18 protein-coding genes and 1 pseudogene are annotated in these 19804 nt (G+C 73.2%); 12 read left to right on the top strand and 7 right to left on the bottom strand.

The features are described 5' to 3' along the window. Positions 1–45: 45 nt before the first annotated feature. The 5 genes from ACZ79I_RS35190 (at position 46) to ACZ79I_RS35170 (ending at position 5417) form a co-directional block, all read left to right on the top strand. On the top strand, positions 46–1344 hold the full coding sequence (locus ACZ79I_RS35190) for a PucR family transcriptional regulator (protein ID WP_471503084.1): 1299 nt from the start codon (positions 46–48) through the stop codon (positions 1342–1344). Next, entirely contained in the window at positions 1341–2006 is a 666-nt protein-coding gene (locus ACZ79I_RS35185; protein ID WP_471503082.1) for a TetR/AcrR family transcriptional regulator, read from the top strand. Before ACZ79I_RS35190 ends, ACZ79I_RS35185 begins: the two co-directional genes overlap by 4 nt. 800 nt (positions 2007–2806) lie before the next feature. Beyond that, on the top strand, positions 2807–3463 hold the full coding sequence (locus ACZ79I_RS35180) for a peptidoglycan-binding domain-containing protein (protein WP_471503080.1): 657 nt from the start codon (positions 2807–2809) through the stop codon (positions 3461–3463). Positions 3464–3562: 99 nt separating this feature from the next. Further along, positions 3563–4156: a GNAT family N-acetyltransferase gene (locus tag ACZ79I_RS35175; protein WP_471503078.1), complete on the top strand. Its 594-nt coding sequence runs from the start codon at positions 3563–3565 to the stop codon at positions 4154–4156. A gap of 142 nt (positions 4157–4298) precedes the next feature. Then, complete coding sequence (locus ACZ79I_RS35170; protein ID WP_471503076.1) at positions 4299–5417, top strand: PP2C family protein-serine/threonine phosphatase; 1119 nt, start codon at positions 4299–4301, stop codon at positions 5415–5417. A gap of 99 nt (positions 5418–5516) precedes the next feature. On the opposite strand, the gene ACZ79I_RS35165 is transcribed toward ACZ79I_RS35170, so the two are convergent. Beyond that, the gene (locus ACZ79I_RS35165; RefSeq protein ID WP_471503074.1) at positions 5517–6107 is read right to left on the bottom strand and encodes a TetR/AcrR family transcriptional regulator; all 591 of its coding nucleotides are present in this window, start codon (positions 6105–6107) and stop codon (positions 5517–5519) included. An 81-nt stretch (positions 6108–6188) separates the two neighbouring features. Here ACZ79I_RS35165 and ACZ79I_RS35160 point away from each other — a divergent pair, with 81 nt between their 5' ends. The 3 genes from ACZ79I_RS35160 to ACZ79I_RS35150 all read left to right on the top strand — a co-directional run bounded on the left by ACZ79I_RS35160 (position 6189) and on the right by ACZ79I_RS35150 (position 10173). Then, positions 6189–7133 (top strand): oxidoreductase, encoded by a 945-nt coding sequence (locus tag ACZ79I_RS35160; RefSeq protein WP_471503072.1) that lies wholly within the window; start codon positions 6189–6191, stop codon positions 7131–7133. A gap of 228 nt (positions 7134–7361) precedes the next feature. Beyond that, positions 7362–8237 carry an alkaline phosphatase family protein gene (locus ACZ79I_RS35155; protein WP_471503070.1) on the top strand — a complete coding sequence of 292 codons (876 nt, stop codon included), beginning with the start codon at positions 7362–7364 and terminating at the stop codon, positions 8235–8237. 166 nt (positions 8238–8403) lie between these two features. Then, on the top strand, positions 8404–10173 hold the full coding sequence (locus tag ACZ79I_RS35150) for a phospholipase C (protein ID WP_471503068.1): 1770 nt from the start codon (positions 8404–8406) through the stop codon (positions 10171–10173). 56 nt (positions 10174–10229) lie between these two features. Here the strand turns inward: ACZ79I_RS35150 and ACZ79I_RS35145 are convergent, their stop codons facing one another. Genes ACZ79I_RS35145 through ACZ79I_RS35135 form a run of 3 tightly spaced genes read right to left on the bottom strand, consistent with a single transcriptional unit; the run spans position 10230 to position 13762 of the window. Beyond that, complete coding sequence (locus tag ACZ79I_RS35145) at positions 10230–11342, bottom strand: SIS domain-containing protein (RefSeq protein WP_471503066.1); 1113 nt, start codon at positions 11340–11342, stop codon at positions 10230–10232. 21 nt (positions 11343–11363) lie between these two features. Further along, positions 11364–12356, bottom strand: a complete 993-nt coding sequence (locus ACZ79I_RS35140) for an ROK family protein (protein ID WP_471503064.1) — start codon at positions 12354–12356, stop codon at positions 11364–11366. After that, on the bottom strand, positions 12353–13762 hold the full coding sequence (locus ACZ79I_RS35135; protein WP_471505407.1) for an APC family permease: 1410 nt from the start codon (positions 13760–13762) through the stop codon (positions 12353–12355). Before ACZ79I_RS35135 ends, ACZ79I_RS35140 begins: the two co-directional genes overlap by 4 nt. A gap of 169 nt (positions 13763–13931) precedes the next feature. Between ACZ79I_RS35135 and ACZ79I_RS35130 the strand changes: the two genes are divergently transcribed. Beyond that, on the top strand, positions 13932–15167 hold the full coding sequence (locus ACZ79I_RS35130) for an ROK family transcriptional regulator (RefSeq protein ID WP_471503062.1): 1236 nt from the start codon (positions 13932–13934) through the stop codon (positions 15165–15167). Positions 15168–15267: 100 nt separating this feature from the next. Then, entirely contained in the window at positions 15268–15813 is a 546-nt protein-coding gene (locus ACZ79I_RS35125; RefSeq protein WP_471503060.1) for a DUF488 domain-containing protein, read from the top strand. A gap of 67 nt (positions 15814–15880) precedes the next feature. Here ACZ79I_RS35125 and ACZ79I_RS35120 read toward each other — a convergent pair whose 3' ends face one another. Next, positions 15881–16615, bottom strand: a complete 735-nt coding sequence (locus ACZ79I_RS35120; protein ID WP_471503058.1) for a hypothetical protein — start codon at positions 16613–16615, stop codon at positions 15881–15883. Between the two features lie 121 nt (positions 16616–16736). Between ACZ79I_RS35120 and ACZ79I_RS35115 the strand changes: the two are divergent. After that, positions 16737–17208: pseudogene (locus ACZ79I_RS35115) on the top strand (MarR family winged helix-turn-helix transcriptional regulator). Between the two features lie 154 nt (positions 17209–17362). Here the strand turns inward: ACZ79I_RS35115 and ACZ79I_RS35110 are convergent. Beyond that, positions 17363–18445: a threonine/serine dehydratase gene (locus ACZ79I_RS35110; RefSeq protein ID WP_471503056.1), complete on the bottom strand. Its 1083-nt coding sequence runs from the start codon at positions 18443–18445 to the stop codon at positions 17363–17365. Positions 18446–18528: 83 nt separating this feature from the next. Between ACZ79I_RS35110 and ACZ79I_RS35105 the strand changes: the two genes are divergently transcribed. After that, positions 18529–19221 (top strand): TetR/AcrR family transcriptional regulator C-terminal domain-containing protein, encoded by a 693-nt coding sequence (locus ACZ79I_RS35105; RefSeq protein ID WP_471503053.1) that lies wholly within the window; start codon positions 18529–18531, stop codon positions 19219–19221. Between the two features lie 153 nt (positions 19222–19374). Here the strand turns inward: ACZ79I_RS35105 and ACZ79I_RS35100 are convergent, their stop codons facing one another. Next, a complete protein-coding gene (locus tag ACZ79I_RS35100; protein WP_471503051.1) occupies positions 19375–19782 on the bottom strand; it encodes a DUF3224 domain-containing protein in 408 nt (135 codons plus the stop codon). Positions 19783–19804 lie beyond the last annotated feature (22 nt).

Here is a 19804-nt window from a genome sequence, read left to right as displayed (position 1 = left end):
CCGGGCCTGTTGACGGGACACGAGGGAATGGCGACGATCGGCGCCATGCCTCGCGGTCTCGCCCTGGGCGCCCCCGGTCTGTCCGAGCCGCTGCTCAGGGAGCGGCGGCGGATCCTGAGTGCTGTCCAGGAGCGGATCGAGGAGGTGGCGGAGACCGCGGTAGCGGCGATGCGTGCCGAGATCCCGTCGTACGCGCTCGGCGACGAGCGGTTCTTCGACGATGTCCGGGACCAGGTGCTCACGCACTACCGCATCAAGGTGGCGGCACTCGCCGGTGACCGGGAGATCGCCGCGGAGGACCTGGGCTTCAGCCGCGCGGCCGCCATGCGCAGGGCACGCGCGGGATTCGCGCTGGAGGACTGGATCAGCGCCTTCCGGGTCGGGCGGCAGGTCTTCTGGAACGCGGTGCTGGAGACCGTGGGCACCTCGGAGCTGGCGCAGCAGGCCGCGCTGTCCCTGGTCACACCGATGATGCGGTACGTGGACTACGCCAGCACGCATGCCGCGCAGGCGTATGTGGAGTACCAGCAGCACATCGTGGCGGACGCGGACCGGGAGCGCCGGGACCTCCTGGACCAGCTCCTGGCGGGCGTGGCACCGACGCGAGGTCCGCTGCTGACGGCGGCGCAGGCGTACGGCATCGGGCCGAACTCGCCGATGATGGTGGTCGTGGCGGCGGTCTGCCTCGGGGACACCCGCGGCGGGGACATCGCCTCGGCCGAGACCGGTTACGCCACCGGCGCGGCGCTCACCGTCGCCGGCGTGTGGGCCAGCAGAACCCTGGTCGTCGTCCGTCAGGGCGAGGTGATCGCCGTGCCCGTGGTACGCACCGGCATGGACGAAGAGGACATCTGTACCCACTTCACGGCGATGCAGCGGCGGCTGGGCCGCGAAGGGACCGCGCTGTCCATGGGGATCAGCACGGTCGCCCGGGGCGCGTCCGAACTGCCGCGCGCCTACCGGGAGGCGCGGGCCGCCCTCGACCTGGTGCCGAGCGGGGGCGGGGTGGCGGCGCTGCCGCGGCTGTCCCCGTTCGACTACCTGGCGCTGCGCGCCGACGACCTCGCCCGCCGGCTGGTCGATCCCCGTGTGCGTGCGCTGCTGGCGGAGGACCGCAGACGCGGCGACACCCTGGCGGCCACCGTACGGGCGTTCGCGGAGGCCGACCTCAACCTGCGGCTGGCCGCCGACCGCCTGCGGGTGCACCACAACACGGCGCACTACCGGTTGCGCCGCATCGAGGAGCGCACCGGACGCAACCCGCGCCGGATCGCCGATCTCTTGGAACTGCTGGTCGCCCTCGCCATCCGCGACGGGGCCGGGGAAGGTGAGGATCGCCCGTGAGCGGCACCTTGGAGTCCGCCGGAACGGAGGCCGCATGCCGCCGGCCCGACGGACAGGGCGGCACCGCCCCGCCGGAGGCACCCACCGGGCAGGTCCGCCCGGCCCGGGGCGCACTGCTCGACGCGGCGCTGCGGGTGTTCACCGAGCGCGGCTACACCGATGCCGGGCTCGCCGAGATCGCGGCCCGCTCAGGTATCCGCGTGGGCAGTCTCTTCCAGCACTACGGCGGCAAGCGAGGGCTGTACCTCGCGCTCTGGGAGGAGTTCCGGGAGGAGCAGGAGCGCCGGACCGCGGCGGCCCTGGCGTCGGTGCGAGGCAGTGGGGTGGAGGACCCTGTGGCCGTCTTCCTGGCGGGGGCCAGGGCGTATCTGGAGGGGGTCTGGGACAACCGGCCGCTCGTCAGGCTCCTCGACCAGGACGACGGCCCGGCGGGCTTCGACGCGCTGCGCCGCCAGTGGGACCGCGCCTGGGTGCGGCGCAACGCCCGGCTGCTGAAGGTGGACGAGCGGCAGCGCACGGGCCGGGTCCGGGTGATCGTGCTGACCACTGTCATCGGGGGGGCAGCTCGTGAGCTGGGCGACTGCGCGGACGGGGCGGAGGCCCGGGAGATCGTGGACGAGGTGTGCGGCATCCTCGGCCATCTGACGGCGCGGCCCGGCTGACCTCTCGGCCCGGCCGACCTCACGACCCGGCGGACCCTCACGACCCGGCCGACCTCACGACCCGGCCGACCCCATGGCCCGGCGGACCCTCACGACCCGGCCGACCTCACGACCCGGCCGACCCCATGGCCCGGCGGACCCTCACGACCCGGCCGACCCCATGGCCCGGCGGACCCCATGGCCCGGCGGACCGGACAGCGGATTGAGACAACGTCACGCGGGCTGCGTATCGCTTCACGACGGATCGCCGCACGACGGATCGCCCCACGGAACCGGGCCCGCCGCGGCGTGCCGGGGCCACGGGACGAGGAGGACTGCCGATGGGATTCCACGACGCCGGACCCCGGCGGGCCCTCGCTCAGGGGTATGACCCCGCGCATGACATCCGGGACTCCTTCCAGGCGGTTCTGGACGCTCTGGAATCGGCACGCGCCGACCTCCACGCGATGGAGGGGCTCCGGGACGCCGGAAGCCCGGTGCCGGGGCCCGAAGAGATGGTTCCGGCCGCTCCGTGGGGCGCTCCACCCCCCGTCGCGGACCCGCCGCGGACCGGTAGCGCGGGCCGGGCGCCGCTGGACGCCGTGGTCGAACCGCTGTGGTCACGCGGCGGGCGACAGCGACCGGTCGGGCGACCGGAGCCGTTCACGCCGCCGGAGGCGTTCCTCCCACCGCATCCCTTCGCCCCGCCACAGCCGTTCGCCCCGCCACAGCCGTTCACGCCGCCGCATCCGTACGCGCCACCGGAGCCGTCGGCGCCGCCGCAGCCGTTCACGCCACCTCTGGCAGGAGGGCCGGCCGCGGTGAGCCGCAGCGGCCCGGCGCGTATCGAGCCGTGGGCCGCCGCGCCCTTCCCGCCCCCGGCTCCCCCGCCGGACGACACCCGCCACGAGGGTCATGCCTCCGCGGACACGCCCGGCCCGGCCGCCCCGGAACCCTCGGCCCCGCCGACGGCCCGGCCCGTCCCCTCGCCGTACCCGGCGCCACCACGCCGGGAGTCGGTCCGCGCGCCCGCGCCGAAGGAAGGCCGGGCCCATCGGCGTCTCGCCGACCGGAGCCACGCCCGTGTCGCCGGAGCCTTCGGGCTGGGCGCCGTGAGCGGGCTGGTCCTCGCCTCGTCGCTGCTCGTCAACGAGCACTCTGCGCCGGCGGCGCCGCCGGCCTCCCTGGGCCGGCAGGACCGTCCCCTGCCCGGCGACACCCCCGGCGACACCCCGCTCCCCGAGGTGCCCGGCACGGGGGTGCTGCGCGAGGGCGACAGCGGCCACGGGGTGTACGAACTGCAGGTACGTCTGCGGCAGATCCCGCATGTCTACGACGGCGGTGCCGTCGACGGCCGCTTCGGCACACAGGTCCGGCAGGCTGTGGCGCGCTTCCAGGTGCGGTACGGCATCCGTGGGGACGAGACCGGTGTCTACGGGGACAACACCCGTTACGCGCTCGTGCTGCGCACCAAGTGACACCAAGTGAGCGGAGGCGCAATCGTCCGGCTCAGGCGGCTGATTGCACTAGTGCAGAATGGGTTTGCTCCTAGCACAATGCGCCGGTACCGTCGCCCCATGCCCGCCCGGTCTCCCCTGCCCACCACGCTCACCGGCCGCCACGTCCGCCTGGAGCCACTGACTCCGGACCATCTCGGCGACCTGTTCGAGGCAGGGGGCCGGGACGAGGAGGTGTGGCGGTGGCAGGGCGGGCCCGCACCGCAGACGCCGGAGGACCTGGGCGGCACGCTCAGCGCGCTGCTGGCGGCCGCCGAGCGGGGCGCCTCCGTACCCTTCGCGGTCATCCACCGCGGGAGCGACCGGGCCGTCGGCTGGACCACGTACATGGACATCGACGTGGCCAACGAGCAACTGGAGATCGGCTGGACGTGGTACGGGCGCGCCTACTGGCGTACCGCCGTCAACACGGAGTCGAAGCTGCTTCTGCTCACCCACGCCTTCGAGGACTTGGGCATGGGCCGCGTTCAGCTGAAGACCGATCACCTCAACCAGCGCTCGCAGGCGGCCATCGCCCGCCTCGGCGCGCACCGTGAGGGCGTGCTGCGCCGCCACCGCCGGCGCCCTGACGGAACCTGGCGGGACACCGTGTACTTCTCCCTCCTCGCCCACGAATGGCCTGCAGCGAAGGAGCGTCTGGCCGCCCGGCTGTGAGGACCCGGCCCCACGGACCGAGGTGAGGGCCGGCGTCCACCCCTTCGGATGCGCGTCGGACCGGGGACGGAGGAGCCGCCGGCCCGACCCACGCCGCTTCACCGCGACAGGGCGTCCGCTTGGTCCGGATAAAGTGCGGTTTGTGATCAAGTCGGGAAGGCTCCGCCGCCGTCGCCCTTCGAACGGCGGTCGTCGGGAAACCGCGCTGCTGTCGCCGGTGATCGTCACTGTGCTCGTCGCCGCTCTGGCGTTCTTCACTCCGAGGGAGATCGCCATCAGCCGGCTGCTGCCCGCGGCGCCCGCCCTCGCCGCCGCGATGTGGCCCGTGCTCCCGACGATCCTGCTGGGCGCGTTCTGCCTGCTGGTCATGATCGGACTCAGTTTCGTCTACACCGACCTGGGGACGCCGTACACCGCCGCTTCGATCATCGCGGTCACCCTGGCGGCCGCGTATGCCAGCCATCTCCGGCTCCAGAGGGAGGAGACGCTCTTCCAGGTCCGGCTGGTCGCCGACGCGGCCCAGAAGGTGCTGCTGCGACCCCTGCCGCGCCGCATCCAGGACATCGAGATCGAGTCGCTGTATCTGGCGGCCCAGGAGCAGGCCCGGATCGGAGGCGACTTCTACGAGGTGGCCGACACCCCGTACGGGGTCCGGCTGCTCATCGGGGACGTGCGCGGCAAGGGGCTGTCCGCGGTCGGAGCGGCGTCGGCGCTGATCAACAGCTTCAGGGAGAACGCCTACGACCAGCCCGATCTGAGGAGCGTCATCCGCCGCCTCGAGACCAGCATCGTCCGCCACAGCGCCGCGTTCCCCACGCGGAACCTGTCGGAGCACTTCGCCACCGCTCTCATCGCCGAGATCCCGTTCGGCGGCGGACGCATCAGAATCCTGAACTGCGGGCATCCTCCACCGCTGCTCGTGCACCGCGGGCAGGTCCGCGTCCTGGAGCCCATCCGCCCGTCGCCGCCCCTGAACCTCGCGACACTTCTCGGAGACCACTACTTCGTCGACACCGTCGCCTTCGCCCCGGGCGACCACATGCTGCTCTACACCGACGGCGTGACGGAGACCCGGGACCGCGCCGGCGAGTTCTTCCCGTTGCCGGAGTGGATGCGGCGGCAGAGCCCGGCGCCGCCCCGCGAACTGCTGGACCGGCTGCACCGGGACCTGCTCCACTACAGCGGCGGACGGCTCGAGGACGACATCGCGGCTCTCGCCGTACGGTGTCTGCACCCCCGCAGTCCCGGGCATCGCGCGTAGGTCCCGGCCCCGGGACGTGGCGCGGCAGGTCCCGGCCCCGGGCGTGACGCGGCCGGCCGCGGACCGCGCCACAGCCCGGGGCCGGGTCCGTCCAGGCCGCTACGGGGCGCAGCCGCGCAAGATGAATCCCACCGTGTCGACCAGGCCCTGGTCGATCTCACCGGTGTGGAGCGCGCCGCTGACCACGAGGGCGGCGAAGCCGTGCAGCGCGGACATGACCGGCAGGCCGATGCGTTCCGCCGGGCCCTCGCGCACCTCCCCGGTCCGCTGCCCGTCCTCGATCATCCGCACGGCGAAGCCCGCCAACCAGTGCGAGGCGTCGGTCAGTTCGCGGGACGCGGCGGGATCGTGCTTGACCGCGTACATCAGGTCCAGCAGGACCGCGTTGTCGGTCGCGAAGCCCACATAGGCGCGCCCGACGGCGACCATGCGGTCGGCGAAGGAGCCGCCCGCCTCCTCCCGCGCCGCGGTCATCACCGCCGCGAGGCGGCCGAACCCCTCCAGGGCCAGCGCGTCCAGCAGCGCCTGCTTGTCCTTGAAGTGACGGCTGGGCGCGGCATGGCTGACCCCGATGTCCCGGGCCAGCTCCCGCAGCGACAGCGCACCCGGTCCCTTGTCGCGCAGCGTCCGCTCGGCCCGCGCGAGCAGCGCGGCGCGCAGGTCTCCGTGGTGGTAAGGGCGGGTCTTCATGCCACCACCCTATCCCGCGAATGGCCAGTGCCTACATTGTTGACGTTGACATCATTGTTTACGATGCCTACATTGACCCGCATGACACAGCCCAAGACTTCACACGCACCGCACTGGAACGCGACCCACCTCCCCGACCTGACCGGCCGCACCGCCGTGGTCACCGGGGCCAACAGCGGGCTCGGCATCGCCACCGTCGAGGCCCTCGCCCGGGCGGGTGCCCACGTCGTGCTCGCCGTACGGGACACCCGCCGCGGGGAGGCCGCCGCGGCGACGGTGACGGAAGCGCGCGGCGCCCTGGAGGTTCGCCGCCTCGACCTGGCCGACCTGGCCTCGATCCGCCGGTTCGCCGCCTCCTGGGAGGGCGACCTCGATCTGCTGGTCAACAACGCCGGCGTCATGAACCTCCCCGAGGCCCGCACCAAGGACGGCTTCGAGATGCAGTTCGGCACCAACCACCTCGGCCACTTCGCGCTGACCAACCTGCTGCTGCCGCACATCACCGACCGCGTGGTGACCGTCGCCTCCGGCATGCACAGGCTCCCGGGCAACCGCATCCACTTCGAGAACCTGACCCTGACGGGCGAGTACACCCCGATACGCGCCTACGGCCAGTCCAAGCTGGCCAACCTGCTGTTCACCCTCGACCTCCAGCGCCGCCTCACGGCGGCGGGCTCCCCCGTACGCGCCCTCGCCGCCCATCCCGGCTGGGCCGCCACCAATCTGCAGGGCCACGACGCCAGCCTCCTGCGCCGCACGGTCATGCGAGTGGGCAACCGGCTCCTGGCGCAGGACAGCAGGGCGGGCGCGCTGCCGACGCTCTACGCGGCGGTCCAGGACCTGCCCGGCGCCGCCTATGTGGGCCCGAGCCGCTTCAACGAAATGCGCGGCACCCCGACCCTGGTCGGCCGCACGACGGCGGCCAGCGACCCGGACGCCGCACGACGCCTGTGGACCGCCTCCGAGGAACTCACCGGCGTCACCTTCCCCGAACGGCTGCGCGCCACGGCCGCGGCCGCTGAGTGACCCGGCCACCGTGCCCGGGTCCGTGCGGACGGCCCCGGGCGCGGACCGCCTGCAGCGGGCACGGCCCGCACCGGCCCGATGAATGTAACGAGTCCTTCTTTACAAAGTCCCGGGACGCCGCCATCCTGGTCCCCGGAACCCGGACAGGCAAGCGAGTTGCACCACCCCCCACCGGCCCCGCCCGCCCTGGCGCGCCGGCAACCGACCCGTCTCGGAAGGACTCCCCCAGTGAGCAGTCTCGTCGGACACCGCCTCCTCGGAGGAGCGGCGACCGCGGCCCTGATCGCGACCTACGCCCTCACCGGCGCCTCCGCGCCGGCCGCCGCCTCCGCACTGCCCAAGCCGGACCATGTGGTCATCGTGATGATGGAGAACCAGAACTACGGCACCGTCATCGGCAACACGAGTCAGGCTCCCTACATCAACTCCCTCGCCGCACAGGGCGCGTCCCTGACTGACTCCCACGGCGTCTGGCACCCCAGCCTGCCCAACTACTACGCGCTGCTGTCCGGTTCGACCCAGGGCCTGACCGACAGCACTCCCCCGCCGCCCGGTTCGGTCGACGCCGACAACCTGCCCGCCGAACTGGCGGCCCACGGCTACACCTTCGGCGACTACGGAGACGAGACGGTGCCCGCCGCCTGGCTGCGCTTCGCCGATCTGCCCGGCACCGCCACCCACCCCAACCCGGTGGACAAGTGGCTGACCTGCCCGGCCCCGGCCGCCGGCCAGGGCTGCGGGTTCCCGACCGACGCCACCGGCTACGCGGGCCTGCCCACGGTCACCTTCGTGCACGGCAACGACCAGCAGAGCATGCACGACGGCAACATCCGCGCGGGCGACACCTGGGTCAAGAACACCTTCGGCGGCTACGCCTCCTGGGCCAAGACCCACAACAGCGTGCTCATCGTCACGTGGGACGAGGACGACTTCACCCCCGCCAACCACATCCCCACCGTCCTCTCGGGTGCCCATGTCCGGCCCGGCACCTACGGCGAGACCGTCGACCACTACAACGTGCTGCGCACCGTCGAGGACATGTACGGACTGCCGCACCTCGCCAACGACGCCTCCGCCGCCCCGATCACCGACACCTGGAACTGACACCCCCGGCGGCCTGTCCCGCCCACCCGGGTGGACCGGGACTCCCCCCACCGGTCCACCCGGGCCCCGCGCATGCCCGTGGAGCGGGTCCGGCCCGGACCCGCTCCACGGGCCGCCCAACCCACCGCCCGGTCATCAGCCGGGAGAAGTGTCCGAGGAGGACGACATGCGTAAAGGCTTCGGCCGCAACCAGTGGATCCGGCGTGGTGCGACGGCCACGGCCGCGTTCACGGCGGTCGCGCTGGCCGCCGCCGGCAGTGGCCCGGCCTTCGCCACCGGCGGCCCGCCGACCGCCACCCCCATCCGGCACCTCGTGGTGGTCTTCCAGGAGAACGTCTCCTTCGATCACTACTTCGGCACCTACCCGCACGCCGCCAACACCCCCGAGGACCGCGTCACGTTCACCGCCCGGCCCGGCACCCCCGAGGTCGACGGCCTCACCCCCGGCCTGCTCCGGCACAACCCCAACAGGTTCAATCCCCGGCGTCTCGGCGCCGCCCAGGCCGTCACCTGCGACCAGGACCACGAGTACAAGGACGAACAACTCGCCTTCCACGGCGGCAGGATGGACCGGTTCGTCGAGCACACCGGCATCGAGGAGTGCGAGGCACCCCAGTACGGGGCGCCCGACCTGGTCATGGACTACTACGACGGAAACACCGTCACCGCGATGTGGAACTACGCCCAGCGGTACGCGATGAGCGACGCCTTCTTCGGCACGACCTTCGGCCCGTCGACCGTCGGCGCGATCAACCTGGTCTCCGGCCAGACCCACGGCGCCTACGCGGTCGACGCCGGCGGCAAGAAGGTGACCGACCCCGCCGTCGTCTCCTCCGCCGACCCCGCCACCGGTGTCGGCACACTGATCGCCGACCCGGATCCCGCCTTCGACGACTGTGCCGACACCGGGAACCACGCGGTGATGACCGGGCGGAACATCGGCGACCTCCTCAACCGCAAGCGGGTGAGCTGGGGCTGGTTCCAGGGCGGCTTCCGGCCCACCACGGCCGCCACCGGAACCGCCCGTGCGGTGTGCGGTGCCACCCACACCAACGTAGCGGGCATGTCCGTGGCCGACTACAACCCGCACCACGAACCCTTCGAGTACTACGCCTCCACGGCCAACCCCCACCATCTGGCGCCGAGCTCGGTGTCGGAGATCGGCCACGACGGGCGGGCCAACCACCAGTACGACCTCGCGGACTTCGACGCCGCCCTCAGCCACGGCTCACTGCCGGCGGTCAGCTTCCTGAAGGCCGCCGACTACCAGGACGGTCACGCCGGTTACTCCGACCCCATCGACGAGCAGCACTTCCTCGCCGCCACCCTCAACAAGCTCCAGCGGTCCCCGTCCTGGTCCGACACAGCCGTCGTCATCACCTACGACGACTCCGACGGCTGGTACGACCACAGGTTCACCGAGCCGGTCAACTCCTCGAACGACCCCGCCGAGGACGCCCTCGACGGCGCGGGCCGGTGCGGCGCGGCGTGGGGCGGCTACGCCGACCGCTGCGGCCACGGCCCCCGCCTGCCGCTGCTGGTCCTCTCCCCCTACGCCAGGACCAACCACGTCGACCACACGGTCACCGACCAGACCTCCGTGCTGAGGTTCATCGAGGACAACTGGCGCACCGGCCGGATCGGCGATGCCTCCTTCGACGCCCGAGCCGGTTCACTCGCGGGCATGTTCGACTTCAGGCACCCGCGCAGCACTCCCCTGCTGCTCGACCCGGCCACCGGCCGGCCGCTCGGCCGCCCCTCGGCCGCTCAGGGGACCTCTGCGGACACCGCTTCGGCCACTGCGGCCACTGCGGCCACCGGCCCGGATCCGGCCTCCCGCGGCACGGACTCCCTGCCGTGGACGGCCGCGGCGGTCGCGCTTCCCCTCGGCGCCGCCGCCCGGCTCGCCCTCCGGCGCACGGGCCGCCGCGCCTGACACCCGGGACCATCCCACGGGACAGAAGACGCGTGGGGTGGTCCCGGCGCAGGCGCTCAGCGGGTCCTGGTCACCTTGGCCAGGGCCCGGGGAGCGTCCGGATCCTGGCCCCGCGCCAGGGTGATCTCGTACGCCAGGCGCTGGAGGGGAAGGATCTCCAGGACCGGCTGCAGTTCCTCGGGCACGCCGCCGGGCAGGGCGAACCCGGCCGACGCGAGGGCCGCCGCCCCGGGGGTGCCGACCACGACCAGATCGGCGCCCCGGCCGCGCAGCCGGTCGAGCACGGGCCGCAGCGCCCGCCCGCCGCCCCCGTCGGGAACGACGGCGATCACCGGCGAGACGTTGTCCACCATCGCCAGCGGGCCGTGCAGCAGGTCGGCGCCGGAGAACGGGGCGGCCGGAATGTACGTGGTCTCCATGAGCTTCAACGCGGCCTCGCGGGCGGTCGGGTAGCCGTATCCGCGCGAGGTGACGACCAGGCGCTGCGCGAAGCGGTACCGCTCGGCGAGCCGGCGGACCTCGGCCTGCCGGCCGAGCACCTCCGCGGCCAGGTCCGGCAGCGCCCCGGCCGCCGCGCCGTCCTCGCCGCGCATGCCCTCGACGAACAGGTAGAGCGCCAGCAGTTCGGCCGTGTAGGTCTTGGTCGCCGGGAGGGCCCGCTCCGGACCGGCGAGGACGTCGATGTGGTGTTCGCAGACCTCCGCGAGCGGCGAGTGGGGAGCGTTGGTGACCGCGAGCGTGACGGCCCCGGCCTCCCGCGCGGCGCCGGCGGAGGCCACCAGGTCGGGCGAGCCGCCGGACTGGCTGACCGCTATCACGAGGCAGTCGGTGAGGTCCTGCCGCGCCCGGTAGGCGGTGACGGCCGACATCGACGTCAGCCCGGCGGGCCGCCCGAGCCGTATCTCGGTGAGGTACTTGGCGTACAGGGCGGCGTTGTCGCTGGTGCCCCGCGCGGTGAACAGGACGAAGCGGGGCCGCCGGGCGGCCACGGCGGCCGCCGTCTCGCGGATGCGGGAGGCGCCCTCGGTCAGGAGGCGCCGCAGGACGGCGGGTTGTTCGGCCATCTCCGCCGCCATCCGGTGGCCGGGGCCGGCCGGCACGGCCCCCGCTGTGCGATGGCCGGGGCCGGCCGGTGTCTCCGGCACGGCCGGTCGGGGTGTCTCTGACATGGGTGACGTGCTCCGGTCGGTTCAGGGAAGGGCGGGTGGGCGCCCGGGGAAACGCGCACCGGCCGCGGCGTCCAGCGCCAGGACGACGGCCCCGCTCAGCGGTGCGCTCTCGGTGTGGCGGGCCGCGACGACGGCCGGGGGGAAGGGCACGGCCCGGTCGACCGCCTCCTGAAGGCGGGGCAGGATCAGCCGCTGTGCGCCCATCAGCCCGCCGCCGACCGCGATGGTGTCCGGATCCAGGGCGATGGCGAGGTTGGCCAGGTGGACGGCCAGCCGCTCCAGGGCCTCGTCGACCAGCACGCGCAGCGCCGGGTCGTGGACGGCGAGGGTGAAGACCTCGGCCGTGGTGACGGGGCGGCCCAGGAGCCGGGATCCGCGCTCGGCCAGGGCCCGCCCGGAGACGTGCTCCTCCAGGGGAGCCCGCCCCTCGGCCCAGGCCGGCTCCCCGCGGGTGCCCAGGAGTTGGTAGCCGATCTCGCCGGCGGCGTGGTGCGCACCGCGCAGCACCTGCCCGTGGACGACGACCGCGGCCGACAGGCCGGTGCCCAGATTGAGGAAGACGCCGCAGACGGAGTCGGCGAGGGCGCCCGAGCGCGCCTCGGCCAGGGCCGCGGCCTTGACGTCCGTCTCCACCGCGACCGGTTCCACGTGGAAGCCCTCGCGCAGGGTGGTGGCCAGCGCGAGCCTGTCCCAGCCGGGGTTGTTGGGCGCAAGGAGGATGCGGTCCTCCAGGACGACGCCGGGTGAGGCGGCGGCGACCGCCCTCAGGGGCCCGTGTCCGTCGGCGGCGGTCCGGTGCTGCAGGCGCCGGCCGCGTTCGACGACGCGGCGCACCACCTGGTGTGCTCCCTCGTCGGCGCGCGTGGGCAGGGTGTCGCGGTGCAGGACGCCGCCGTCCAGGGCGGCGGTGGCGAGGGCGGTCTTGGTACCGCCGAAGTCGATCGCGAGGACGTACCCCGCTGTCTGGCCGCCGCGGTCCCGCTGGGGCACGTCGGCGCGGACGGCCTGGGTCATGCCGTCACCGACTCGGTCGTCCCGTCGTCCTGGGCGTCGAGGAACTGCTCGCGGATCTGCCGGTCGCCGAAGGGCCACAGGTGTTCCCTGCGCGCCCACACCGCGAAGGCGGCGGTGCCCGCGGCGACCCAGGCCAGCGACCACTCGATGGGGTGGCGCCCCGGAGCGTTGTGGTCGGCGTAGAGGTAGATGTAGGTCCATCCGGCGAAGGCCAGGATGCCGGGGAGGGGGTAGAGCCACATGCGGTACGGGCGACGCAGCCGGGGCTGCCGTCTGCGCAGCACGGTGAGGGCGACGATCTGGGAGAGCGCCTGCACCAGCACCACGACCGTGGTGAGCAGCTGGATGAGGGTGCCGATGTCCGTGTGGCGGCCGATCATGAAGCCCACGGCGGTGATGACGCCCATGGTGACGAGGCCGGCGGTGGGGAAGCGGTGCCTGGGGTGCACGGCGGCGAACGACCGGAAGAACACCCCGTCGCGGGCGGCGTCGTAGGGCACCCGGGAGCCGGCGAGCAGGCCCGCCAGAACGGAGGCGAACGCGGTGACGAGGATGAGGGCGGTGACCGCCTGCGCCGGGCCGCGGCCCCATGCGTGTTCCAGGATGACCGAGGCCATGGACCGGTAGACGGCCGAGTCCGGGTCGAGCATGCGGTGCCAGTCGACGGCGCCGAGGACGCCGACCTGCAGCACCAGGTAGACGGCCATCACGCCGATGACGGCGCCGACGGTGGCGCGCGGCAGGGTGCGGCCGGGGTCCTTCAGCTCGCTGCCCAGGTAGGCGGCGGTGTTGTAACCGAGGTAGTCGTACAGGCCGACGGCGAGCCCGGCGCCGAAGCCGCTCCAGAACCCGCCGCCGAGGACGTCGAAGGCGCCGGCGGGGTAGGTGAAGGCGAGGTGCGGGTCGAAGTCGCTGTACGCGGCGGCGATGACCAGGGCCACGGCGAGCAGCATGACCGCCCACATCGCGGCGGTGAGCCGGGCTATGGACTCGACCCTGCGCCACAGCAGTGCCACGGCGAGGACGACCAGGGCGAGCCCGACGAGGTCGCCGGAGCTCTGCCCCATCGAGGGCCACAGATAGCCGAGGTACTGCACCAGTCCGACGACGCCGGTCGACATCGTCAGCGGGATGAACAGGATGGCGGTCCATACGAACAGGAACGGCATGAGCTTGCCGGTCCGGTACTGGAACGCCTCACGGAGGTAGACGTAGGTGCCGCCGCTGCCGGGGAGCGCGGCGCCCAGCTCGGCCCAGACCAGCCCGTCGCAGAGCGCGAGCAGCGCGCCGGCGATCCAGCCGATGACGGCCTGCGGTCCGCCGAAGGCGGCGACCATGAGCGGGATGGTGATGAACGGACCGATGCCGACCATCTGGCTCATGTTCAGGGTGATCGCGTGGAACATGCCGATCCGGCGGACCAGGCCGCCACCGGGGGGTGAAGTCGACACGGGCGTGACCTTACGTGTGGAGGAACGGGGATGGTGCGGCGAATGTAACGAGTCCTTCTTTACAAAAGCAAGAGGTGGGAACCGACCGTCCGGCGGCCGCTGATCACCTGCGAAGATGGCGTGCATGTCACAGCTCGACGACACGGGCTCCTTCGCCGGCCCCATGCGAGGCCCGGGCAGCATGCGAGAGGCCAACGAATGGGTGGTCCTGGAGCGGCTGCGCGCCCATGCCCCCGTCTCCGTCCCGCAGGTCGCCTCCGACACGCAGTTGTCCCGTCCGACGGTGAACCAGGCCCTGGCCCGGCTGGAGGCCGCGGGCCTGGTACGGCAGACCGGTGTGCGCACCGGCCGCGCCGGACGGGCGGCCCGGCTCTGGGAGCCCGACAGCGATGCCGGCCGCGTGGTCAGCGTGGACGTCGGAGGGCAGTGGGTCCGGCTCGCGCTGGCGGACCTCGCCGGCCGGGTCCTCGACCGTCGGCGCGCCGAGTCCCGCACACGCAGCGCCACCGAACTGGCCCAGCAGATCGCCGAGGCGGTCAACGACCTGCTCGCCGACAACTCCGTCGGCCGGCAGCAGGTGCTGAGCATCGTGATCGGCAGCCCCGGCATCTACGACCCGGCGTCCCGCCATGTGCGCCACGCCTCCAACCTGCCCGGCTGGGACCAGCCGGGCGTCGTCGAGCTGTTCTCCGACGAGTTGGGCGACCGCGTGACGTTCGAGAACGACGCCGACCTGGCCGCGCTGGGCGAGCAGGCCGCCGGACTCGGGCAGGGCGTCGCCGACTTCGTCTGCCTGACCGTGGGCAGCGGCATCGGCATGGGGATGATCGCCGGCGGCCGGCTCCAGCGCGGCGCTCACGGCGCGGCCGGTGAGGTCGCCTTCCTCCTCGTCGGTGACTCCCTCGGTGACCCCGTCGGGGAGGTACGCGAGCGCGGGATGCTGGAGAGCGCCGCGGCAGCCGACGCCATCGTCGCCGCGGCCCGCGGGGCGGGTCTGGACACGGCGCGCTCGGTGGCCGACGTGTTCGCCGCGGCACAGGACGGCGAACCCGCCGCCGTGGCGGTCGTCGAGCGGGAGGTCGATCTGCTGGCGCGGGCCCTGGTCATGGTGGTGGCCATCACCGACCCGGAACTCGTCGTGCTCGGCGGCGGGGTCGGTTCCCACGCCGGCCTCCTGCTCGAACCGCTCACGCGGCGCCTGGAGCAGCTCGTACCGCTCCCCCTCCCCCGGATCGCGGTCTCCGCCGTCGGTGAGGACGCCACCGTCATCGGCGGTCTCGCCCGCGCCACCTCGATCGCCTGGCAGCGCGCCTTCGACGCCGGCCGGGGCGGCAACGGCACGGCCGGCGGGCGGACGTGACAGCGGACGCGACAGGAGGCTGACACCGGGCTGACGCCGGGTCTTCACGCAGGCCGTGGGGGCGGCGCGCGGAGCATGCCTGTCGGGCGATCCTGGAAGCATGGGCTGGCGGACACTCGTCACCTTCGGGCACGGTACGGCGGACCGCGAGCAGCTCGCGGACCTCCTGTGCACGGCGCGGATCGCCGCCGTGGTGGATGTCAGAAGCGCGCCCGGAAGCCGCCACAACCCGGCCGTCAACAGGGAGCGGCTGCGGCGGTGGCTGCCCGAACACGGAATCGCCTACCGATGGGAGCCGCGGCTGGGCGGGTTCCGCACACCGCCGCCGGACTCGCCGGACACCGTCTGGCGCAACGACTCGTTCCGCGGATACGCCGCGCACACCCGCACGGCGGAGTTCGTCGACGCGATCGCACTGCTCCTTGAAGAAGCCGGGCGCCGGCGGACGGCCGTCATGTGCGGAGAGGCCGTCTGGTGGCGTTGCCATCGGCGCCTGATAGCCGACTTCGTGGTGCTCGCCCGCGCAACGCCCGTCCTGCACCTGATGCACGACGGCCGGCTCGTCCCCCATCGGCTCAGCGAGGGAGCACGCCTGCGCGACGACGGGCTGCTCGTCTACGACGGCGGGCCGCGGAACGGGGAGTGAGCGTGTCCCCCAGGCCGCCTGACCCCACCTGGGCCGCCTGGATCGCCTGGGCCGCCTGGACGCACGGTCATCTCAGGATGTTGACGGCGCGGGCGACCACCAGGACCAAGGTCACCAGGGAGACCGAGGACTGCAGCATCATCAGCATCTTGGCCCACCGTGACAGCGGCATCACGTCGGTCGGGCTGAACGCGGTGGAGTTGGTGAACGACAGGTACAGGTAGTCCAGGAACGCCGGCTCCCACTCGGGCGGCGCGACCTCCGGGCTCTGCATCTGCACGAAGAGGAAGTCGGGGAACTGCCCGTGACCGCGGGCCCGCGCCAGCGGTCCGCCGCGGTCCCACTCCCAGTACCACAGGGCGAACACGATGACGTTCGTCAGCCAGATGCCGCCGCCGGTCAGCAGCAGCGGCACGGCGTCCGCCCCCTCACTGCCGTTCACCAGGCCCGCCACCAGCCGGACCGCGGCCCAGCCGTTGGCCAGGCTGATCACGCAGATCAGGGCCAGGCCCAGCCAGCGCAGCCACCGGGTCCGAGGCTCGACCCGCCGGGGGTTCGCGGCGATCAGGCCGGCCAGCAGCACCACCTCCAGGACCGGCAGCGCCCAGTACGGCTGGAGCGTGAGCCGGTGCGGCAGCATCAGCTGGAGGGCGACCGCCACCAGGATCACCGCGGTCACCGCCCAGCGCGGCTCACCGCGCGTCGCCCGGCGCCACGCGGGCACCACATCGCGCTCGCCGGCCTCCAGCAGCCGCTCGATCCTCGCCAGGCGACTCTCGGGCTCGCCCGTCTCCTCAGTCATGGCGACCATTGTGGTCATCGGATCGGCCGGAGCAGCCGGCGGCCGGGGAGAGCGGTACCTGCGGCACCCGGGAAAAAGCCTCTCGTAGCATACGCATGGTGTCAGACGTTCCATGGCGTACATGCCCGGCTCCCACGCGTCCGCTCAGGACACCGTCCGTGTCGCGCTTGCGCTCGCGGACTGTCTGCCTGCGCTGAACGGCGCTGTCGATCGCCGGGTGGCCCGCGACTTCGCGCGGCCCAAGCCTCCGGAGGGTCAGCTCGCACCCTGCGCTTCGTATCGCAGCAGGAAGGCGCCACGGTGCGCGAGTCCGCCGTCGCGCTGCTGATGCGGCCGAACACGTCAGCGCCCTTGTCTCCCAACTCACCGAGCAGGGACTGATCGGACGCCGGCAGGACGCCGTCGACAAGTGGATCGCGCACCTGTACCCGACCGATCGGGCCCGCCGGGAGTTCGCCGAGGTCCGGCGCCTCGAAGGCGAACACATCGCCCGCGCCCTGCAGTTCCTCACCGAGGACGAACGGGATGCCCTGGGCTCGGCCCTGGGCGCACTCACGTCGTTGACACATCACCTGCGGCCCGCGGCCGAGTAGCGCCCACGGTCCCCGCCCGGGACCTTCCCGGCCGCGCGCCGCCCGGCGGCACCGGACCAGGAACGACGCCGACCGTCAGACAGACAGCGGCGGCCCGGCCCCCGGAACCGCCCGCCCATGCCGGGCACCCCGGCCCGGTTTGCGGACCAGTCCGTCACCACGCGGGATGCCCCACGGTCCGGCCCAGGACAGGGCCCTGCTCCGCCAGGTCGGCGGGGTTGGTGTTGGCCCCGCACAGGATGACGCAGACCTTCTCCCCGCCGCCCGGCCGGTAGCCGCGGTCCGGGACGTCGGACCGGGCCGGCGGATCCCGGTCGGGCAGCTGCGGGCCGGGGAGGGTGAGCGCGGCCAGCGCGGTGGCGGCGCCGTGTTCGACGGCCACCTTGTGGTGGTCCCACAGGGCCTTGCGGGCTCGGACGATCTCGGCGTCCGGTACGAGGACGGAGCGCACGCCGTCGTGCTGTGCGGCGTGCAGGGCCATGGCGGAGGCGCGGCGGGCGCCGAGGGAGTCGGCGGCGACGGAGTCGACCGTGACGTCGACGGGGCGGCCGGCCCGCAGGGCGGCGTTCAGCGCCCGGCACGTGTCCGGTTCGACGGCCACGGTGCGGATGCCGTGCTGCCGGGCGGCGGTGGCCACGCCGGCGAACAGTCCGCCGCCGCCGACCGCGACCACCACGGTGTCCAGGCCGGGCATCTGCCGGTGGATCTCCTCCAGCAGCGTGCCGGCGCCGGCCGCGATCAGCGGGTGGTCGTAGGCGTGGGAGGCGAGCGCGCCGGTGGCCGCGGCGAAGTCCTCGCACGCCGTCAGGGCGTCGGCGTACTCCGCCCCGGTCAGTCGCACCTCGGCGCCGTAGGAGCGGAGCTTGGCGACCTTCACCGTGGGCGCGGTGGCGGGCAGGAAGACGGTGGCGGGGATGCCCTGCTGCCGGGCGGCCCAGGCGCAGGCCAGGCCCGCGTTGCCACCGGAGGCGATCGTCACCCCGGCCCCGGGGAGCGTGCCGGCATCACGGTGGGCCTGGATGAAGTTCTGCGCGCCGCGGGCCTTGAACGATCCCGTGTGCTGCATGAACTCCATGGCCAGCCATACCTCGCAGGACCGTTCGGGGCGATCCCCCGGCCGGTCGCCGTGGCCGGTGGGGATCGCACCCGTGTCGAGGGGTGCGAGGGTGACGGGGCGGACCCGCCCGGCGATGCGGTCGGTGGCGGCCTTGATGTCGCCGTACGCGAGCTGGTGCACGGGGTTGCTCCGCAAGGTGGGTGGTTCACGACGTGGTGACGAGCCGTCAATAGAACGATACGCTGTATCGTACACTGACCCGCATGCCCAGGCAATCCGCTTCCCTCACCCGCGCGACACCGGAACGCATCGCCGACACGGCCCTGCTGATCCTGGACCGGGACGGGCCCGCCGCGCTCAGCTTCCGCACCCTCGCCGCCGCGCTGGACATCTCCCTCGCCTCCCTCCAGCGCCGCTGCACCGACCTGGCCGGACTGCTGGACCTGGTCACCGACCACCTCGCCGCCCGCCTGCCCGGCATCCCGCCCGGCACCGACTGGGCCACCGCCACCGCGGCCCGGTTCACCGCGCTGTACGAACTGCTGACGGCCCATCCCGGTCTGGTGGTCCTGCGCGGCAGCCGGCCCTGGCTCGGCCCGCAGCTCCTGGGGCGTCTGGTGGAGCCGCAGCTCGCCGACTCGATCACGGCCGGCATGACCCCCGAGGACGCCATCGCCGCCTACCGGCGGATGTACCTGCTCACCCTCGGCTGCGCCGGCTTCGTCGACCACCGCGACCCCGAGGCCGCCCAAGCGGCCACCCGCCAGGCCCTGGCCGCGCTCGACCCCGGGGAATTCCCGGTGCTGACCGGGCACCTCGCCGCGCTTCTGCCCGCCACCGTCGACCACGAGGTCTACCACGGCGCGCTCCGCCAGTTGATCCACGCCGCCGACCCGACCCCGCGCGGCCCGGCGGCCGCCGGACTCCGCAGTGATCGCCCGGATGACGGCCGATGATGGTTTCGGCCGGGGCGAGCCGGTCATCGTCGAGGACGAACGACTTGGCGGGCCGGCCGTCGCGGGTGCAGCTCCGGGCGTCCGCGTGAGCGGCGCGGCCGGTTGCCTCGCCGGCGGGCGTCCGACAGCCCGAGGACGTGAGGAGCGTGCCGTTCAGCCGAGCCGGTAGTCGAACCAGATGCGGTGCGTGCCGTCGGCGTCCACGGCCAGCCCTCCGGTCCCGGAGATCCCGGCCAGCTCGCCGGTGCCGCTCGTGGGCACGATGGTGAAGAACTCCGCGGTGCGGTCCTCGCCGGTCGTGGTCGCCGAATGGACGAAGTTGAAGCAGCCTTCCCTGCCGCTCAGCGAGCCTTCGAACGATTCCATGGCCACATAGGTGCCGACGCCGGCCGTCTGGTCGAACGCGGCGGTGAACAGGGTCGCCGAGCGCCCCGAGATCTCCCCCTCGAAGTGCTTCTCCATCGTCGCGACGCCCACCGGCAGCCCTGTGGACACGGCCGGCTCGGGCTTCAGCTCCGTCGGGACGAACGTCTTGACGGTGAATGTTCCCTCAGCTCTCATGTACCGACCGTACCGAGGCTGT

The sequence above is a fragment of the Streptomyces sp. PSU-S4-23 genome, assembly GCF_055632315.1.
This window is presented reverse-complemented; position numbering and strand designations above follow the sequence as displayed.

Coding starts and splice junctions, on each gene's coding strand:
- ACZ79I_RS35190 (WP_471503084.1), top strand. CDS start 46: ATGCCTCGCGGTCTCGCCCTGGGCGCCCCCGGTCTGTCCGAGCCGCTG.
- ACZ79I_RS35175 (WP_471503078.1), top strand. CDS start 3,563: ATGCCCGCCCGGTCTCCCCTGCCCACCACGCTCACCGGCCGCCACGTC.
- ACZ79I_RS35165 (WP_471503074.1), bottom strand. CDS start 6,107: ATGAAGACCCGCCCTTACCACCACGGAGACCTGCGCGCCGCGCTGCTC.
- ACZ79I_RS35160 (WP_471503072.1), top strand. CDS start 6,189: ATGACACAGCCCAAGACTTCACACGCACCGCACTGGAACGCGACCCAC.
- ACZ79I_RS35150 (WP_471503068.1), top strand. CDS start 8,404: ATGCGTAAAGGCTTCGGCCGCAACCAGTGGATCCGGCGTGGTGCGACG.
- ACZ79I_RS35145 (WP_471503066.1), bottom strand. CDS start 11,342: ATGTCAGAGACACCCCGACCGGCCGTGCCGGAGACACCGGCCGGCCCC.
- ACZ79I_RS35140 (WP_471503064.1), bottom strand. CDS start 12,356: ATGACCCAGGCCGTCCGCGCCGACGTGCCCCAGCGGGACCGCGGCGGC.
- ACZ79I_RS35135 (WP_471505407.1), bottom strand. CDS start 13,762: ATGTTCCACGCGATCACCCTGAACATGAGCCAGATGGTCGGCATCGGT.
- ACZ79I_RS35130 (WP_471503062.1), top strand. CDS start 13,932: ATGTCACAGCTCGACGACACGGGCTCCTTCGCCGGCCCCATGCGAGGC.
- ACZ79I_RS35125 (WP_471503060.1), top strand. CDS start 15,268: ATGGGCTGGCGGACACTCGTCACCTTCGGGCACGGTACGGCGGACCGC.
- ACZ79I_RS35120 (WP_471503058.1), bottom strand. CDS start 16,615: ATGACTGAGGAGACGGGCGAGCCCGAGAGTCGCCTGGCGAGGATCGAG.
- ACZ79I_RS35105 (WP_471503053.1), top strand. CDS start 18,529: ATGCCCAGGCAATCCGCTTCCCTCACCCGCGCGACACCGGAACGCATC.
- ACZ79I_RS35100 (WP_471503051.1), bottom strand. CDS start 19,782: ATGAGAGCTGAGGGAACATTCACCGTCAAGACGTTCGTCCCGACGGAG.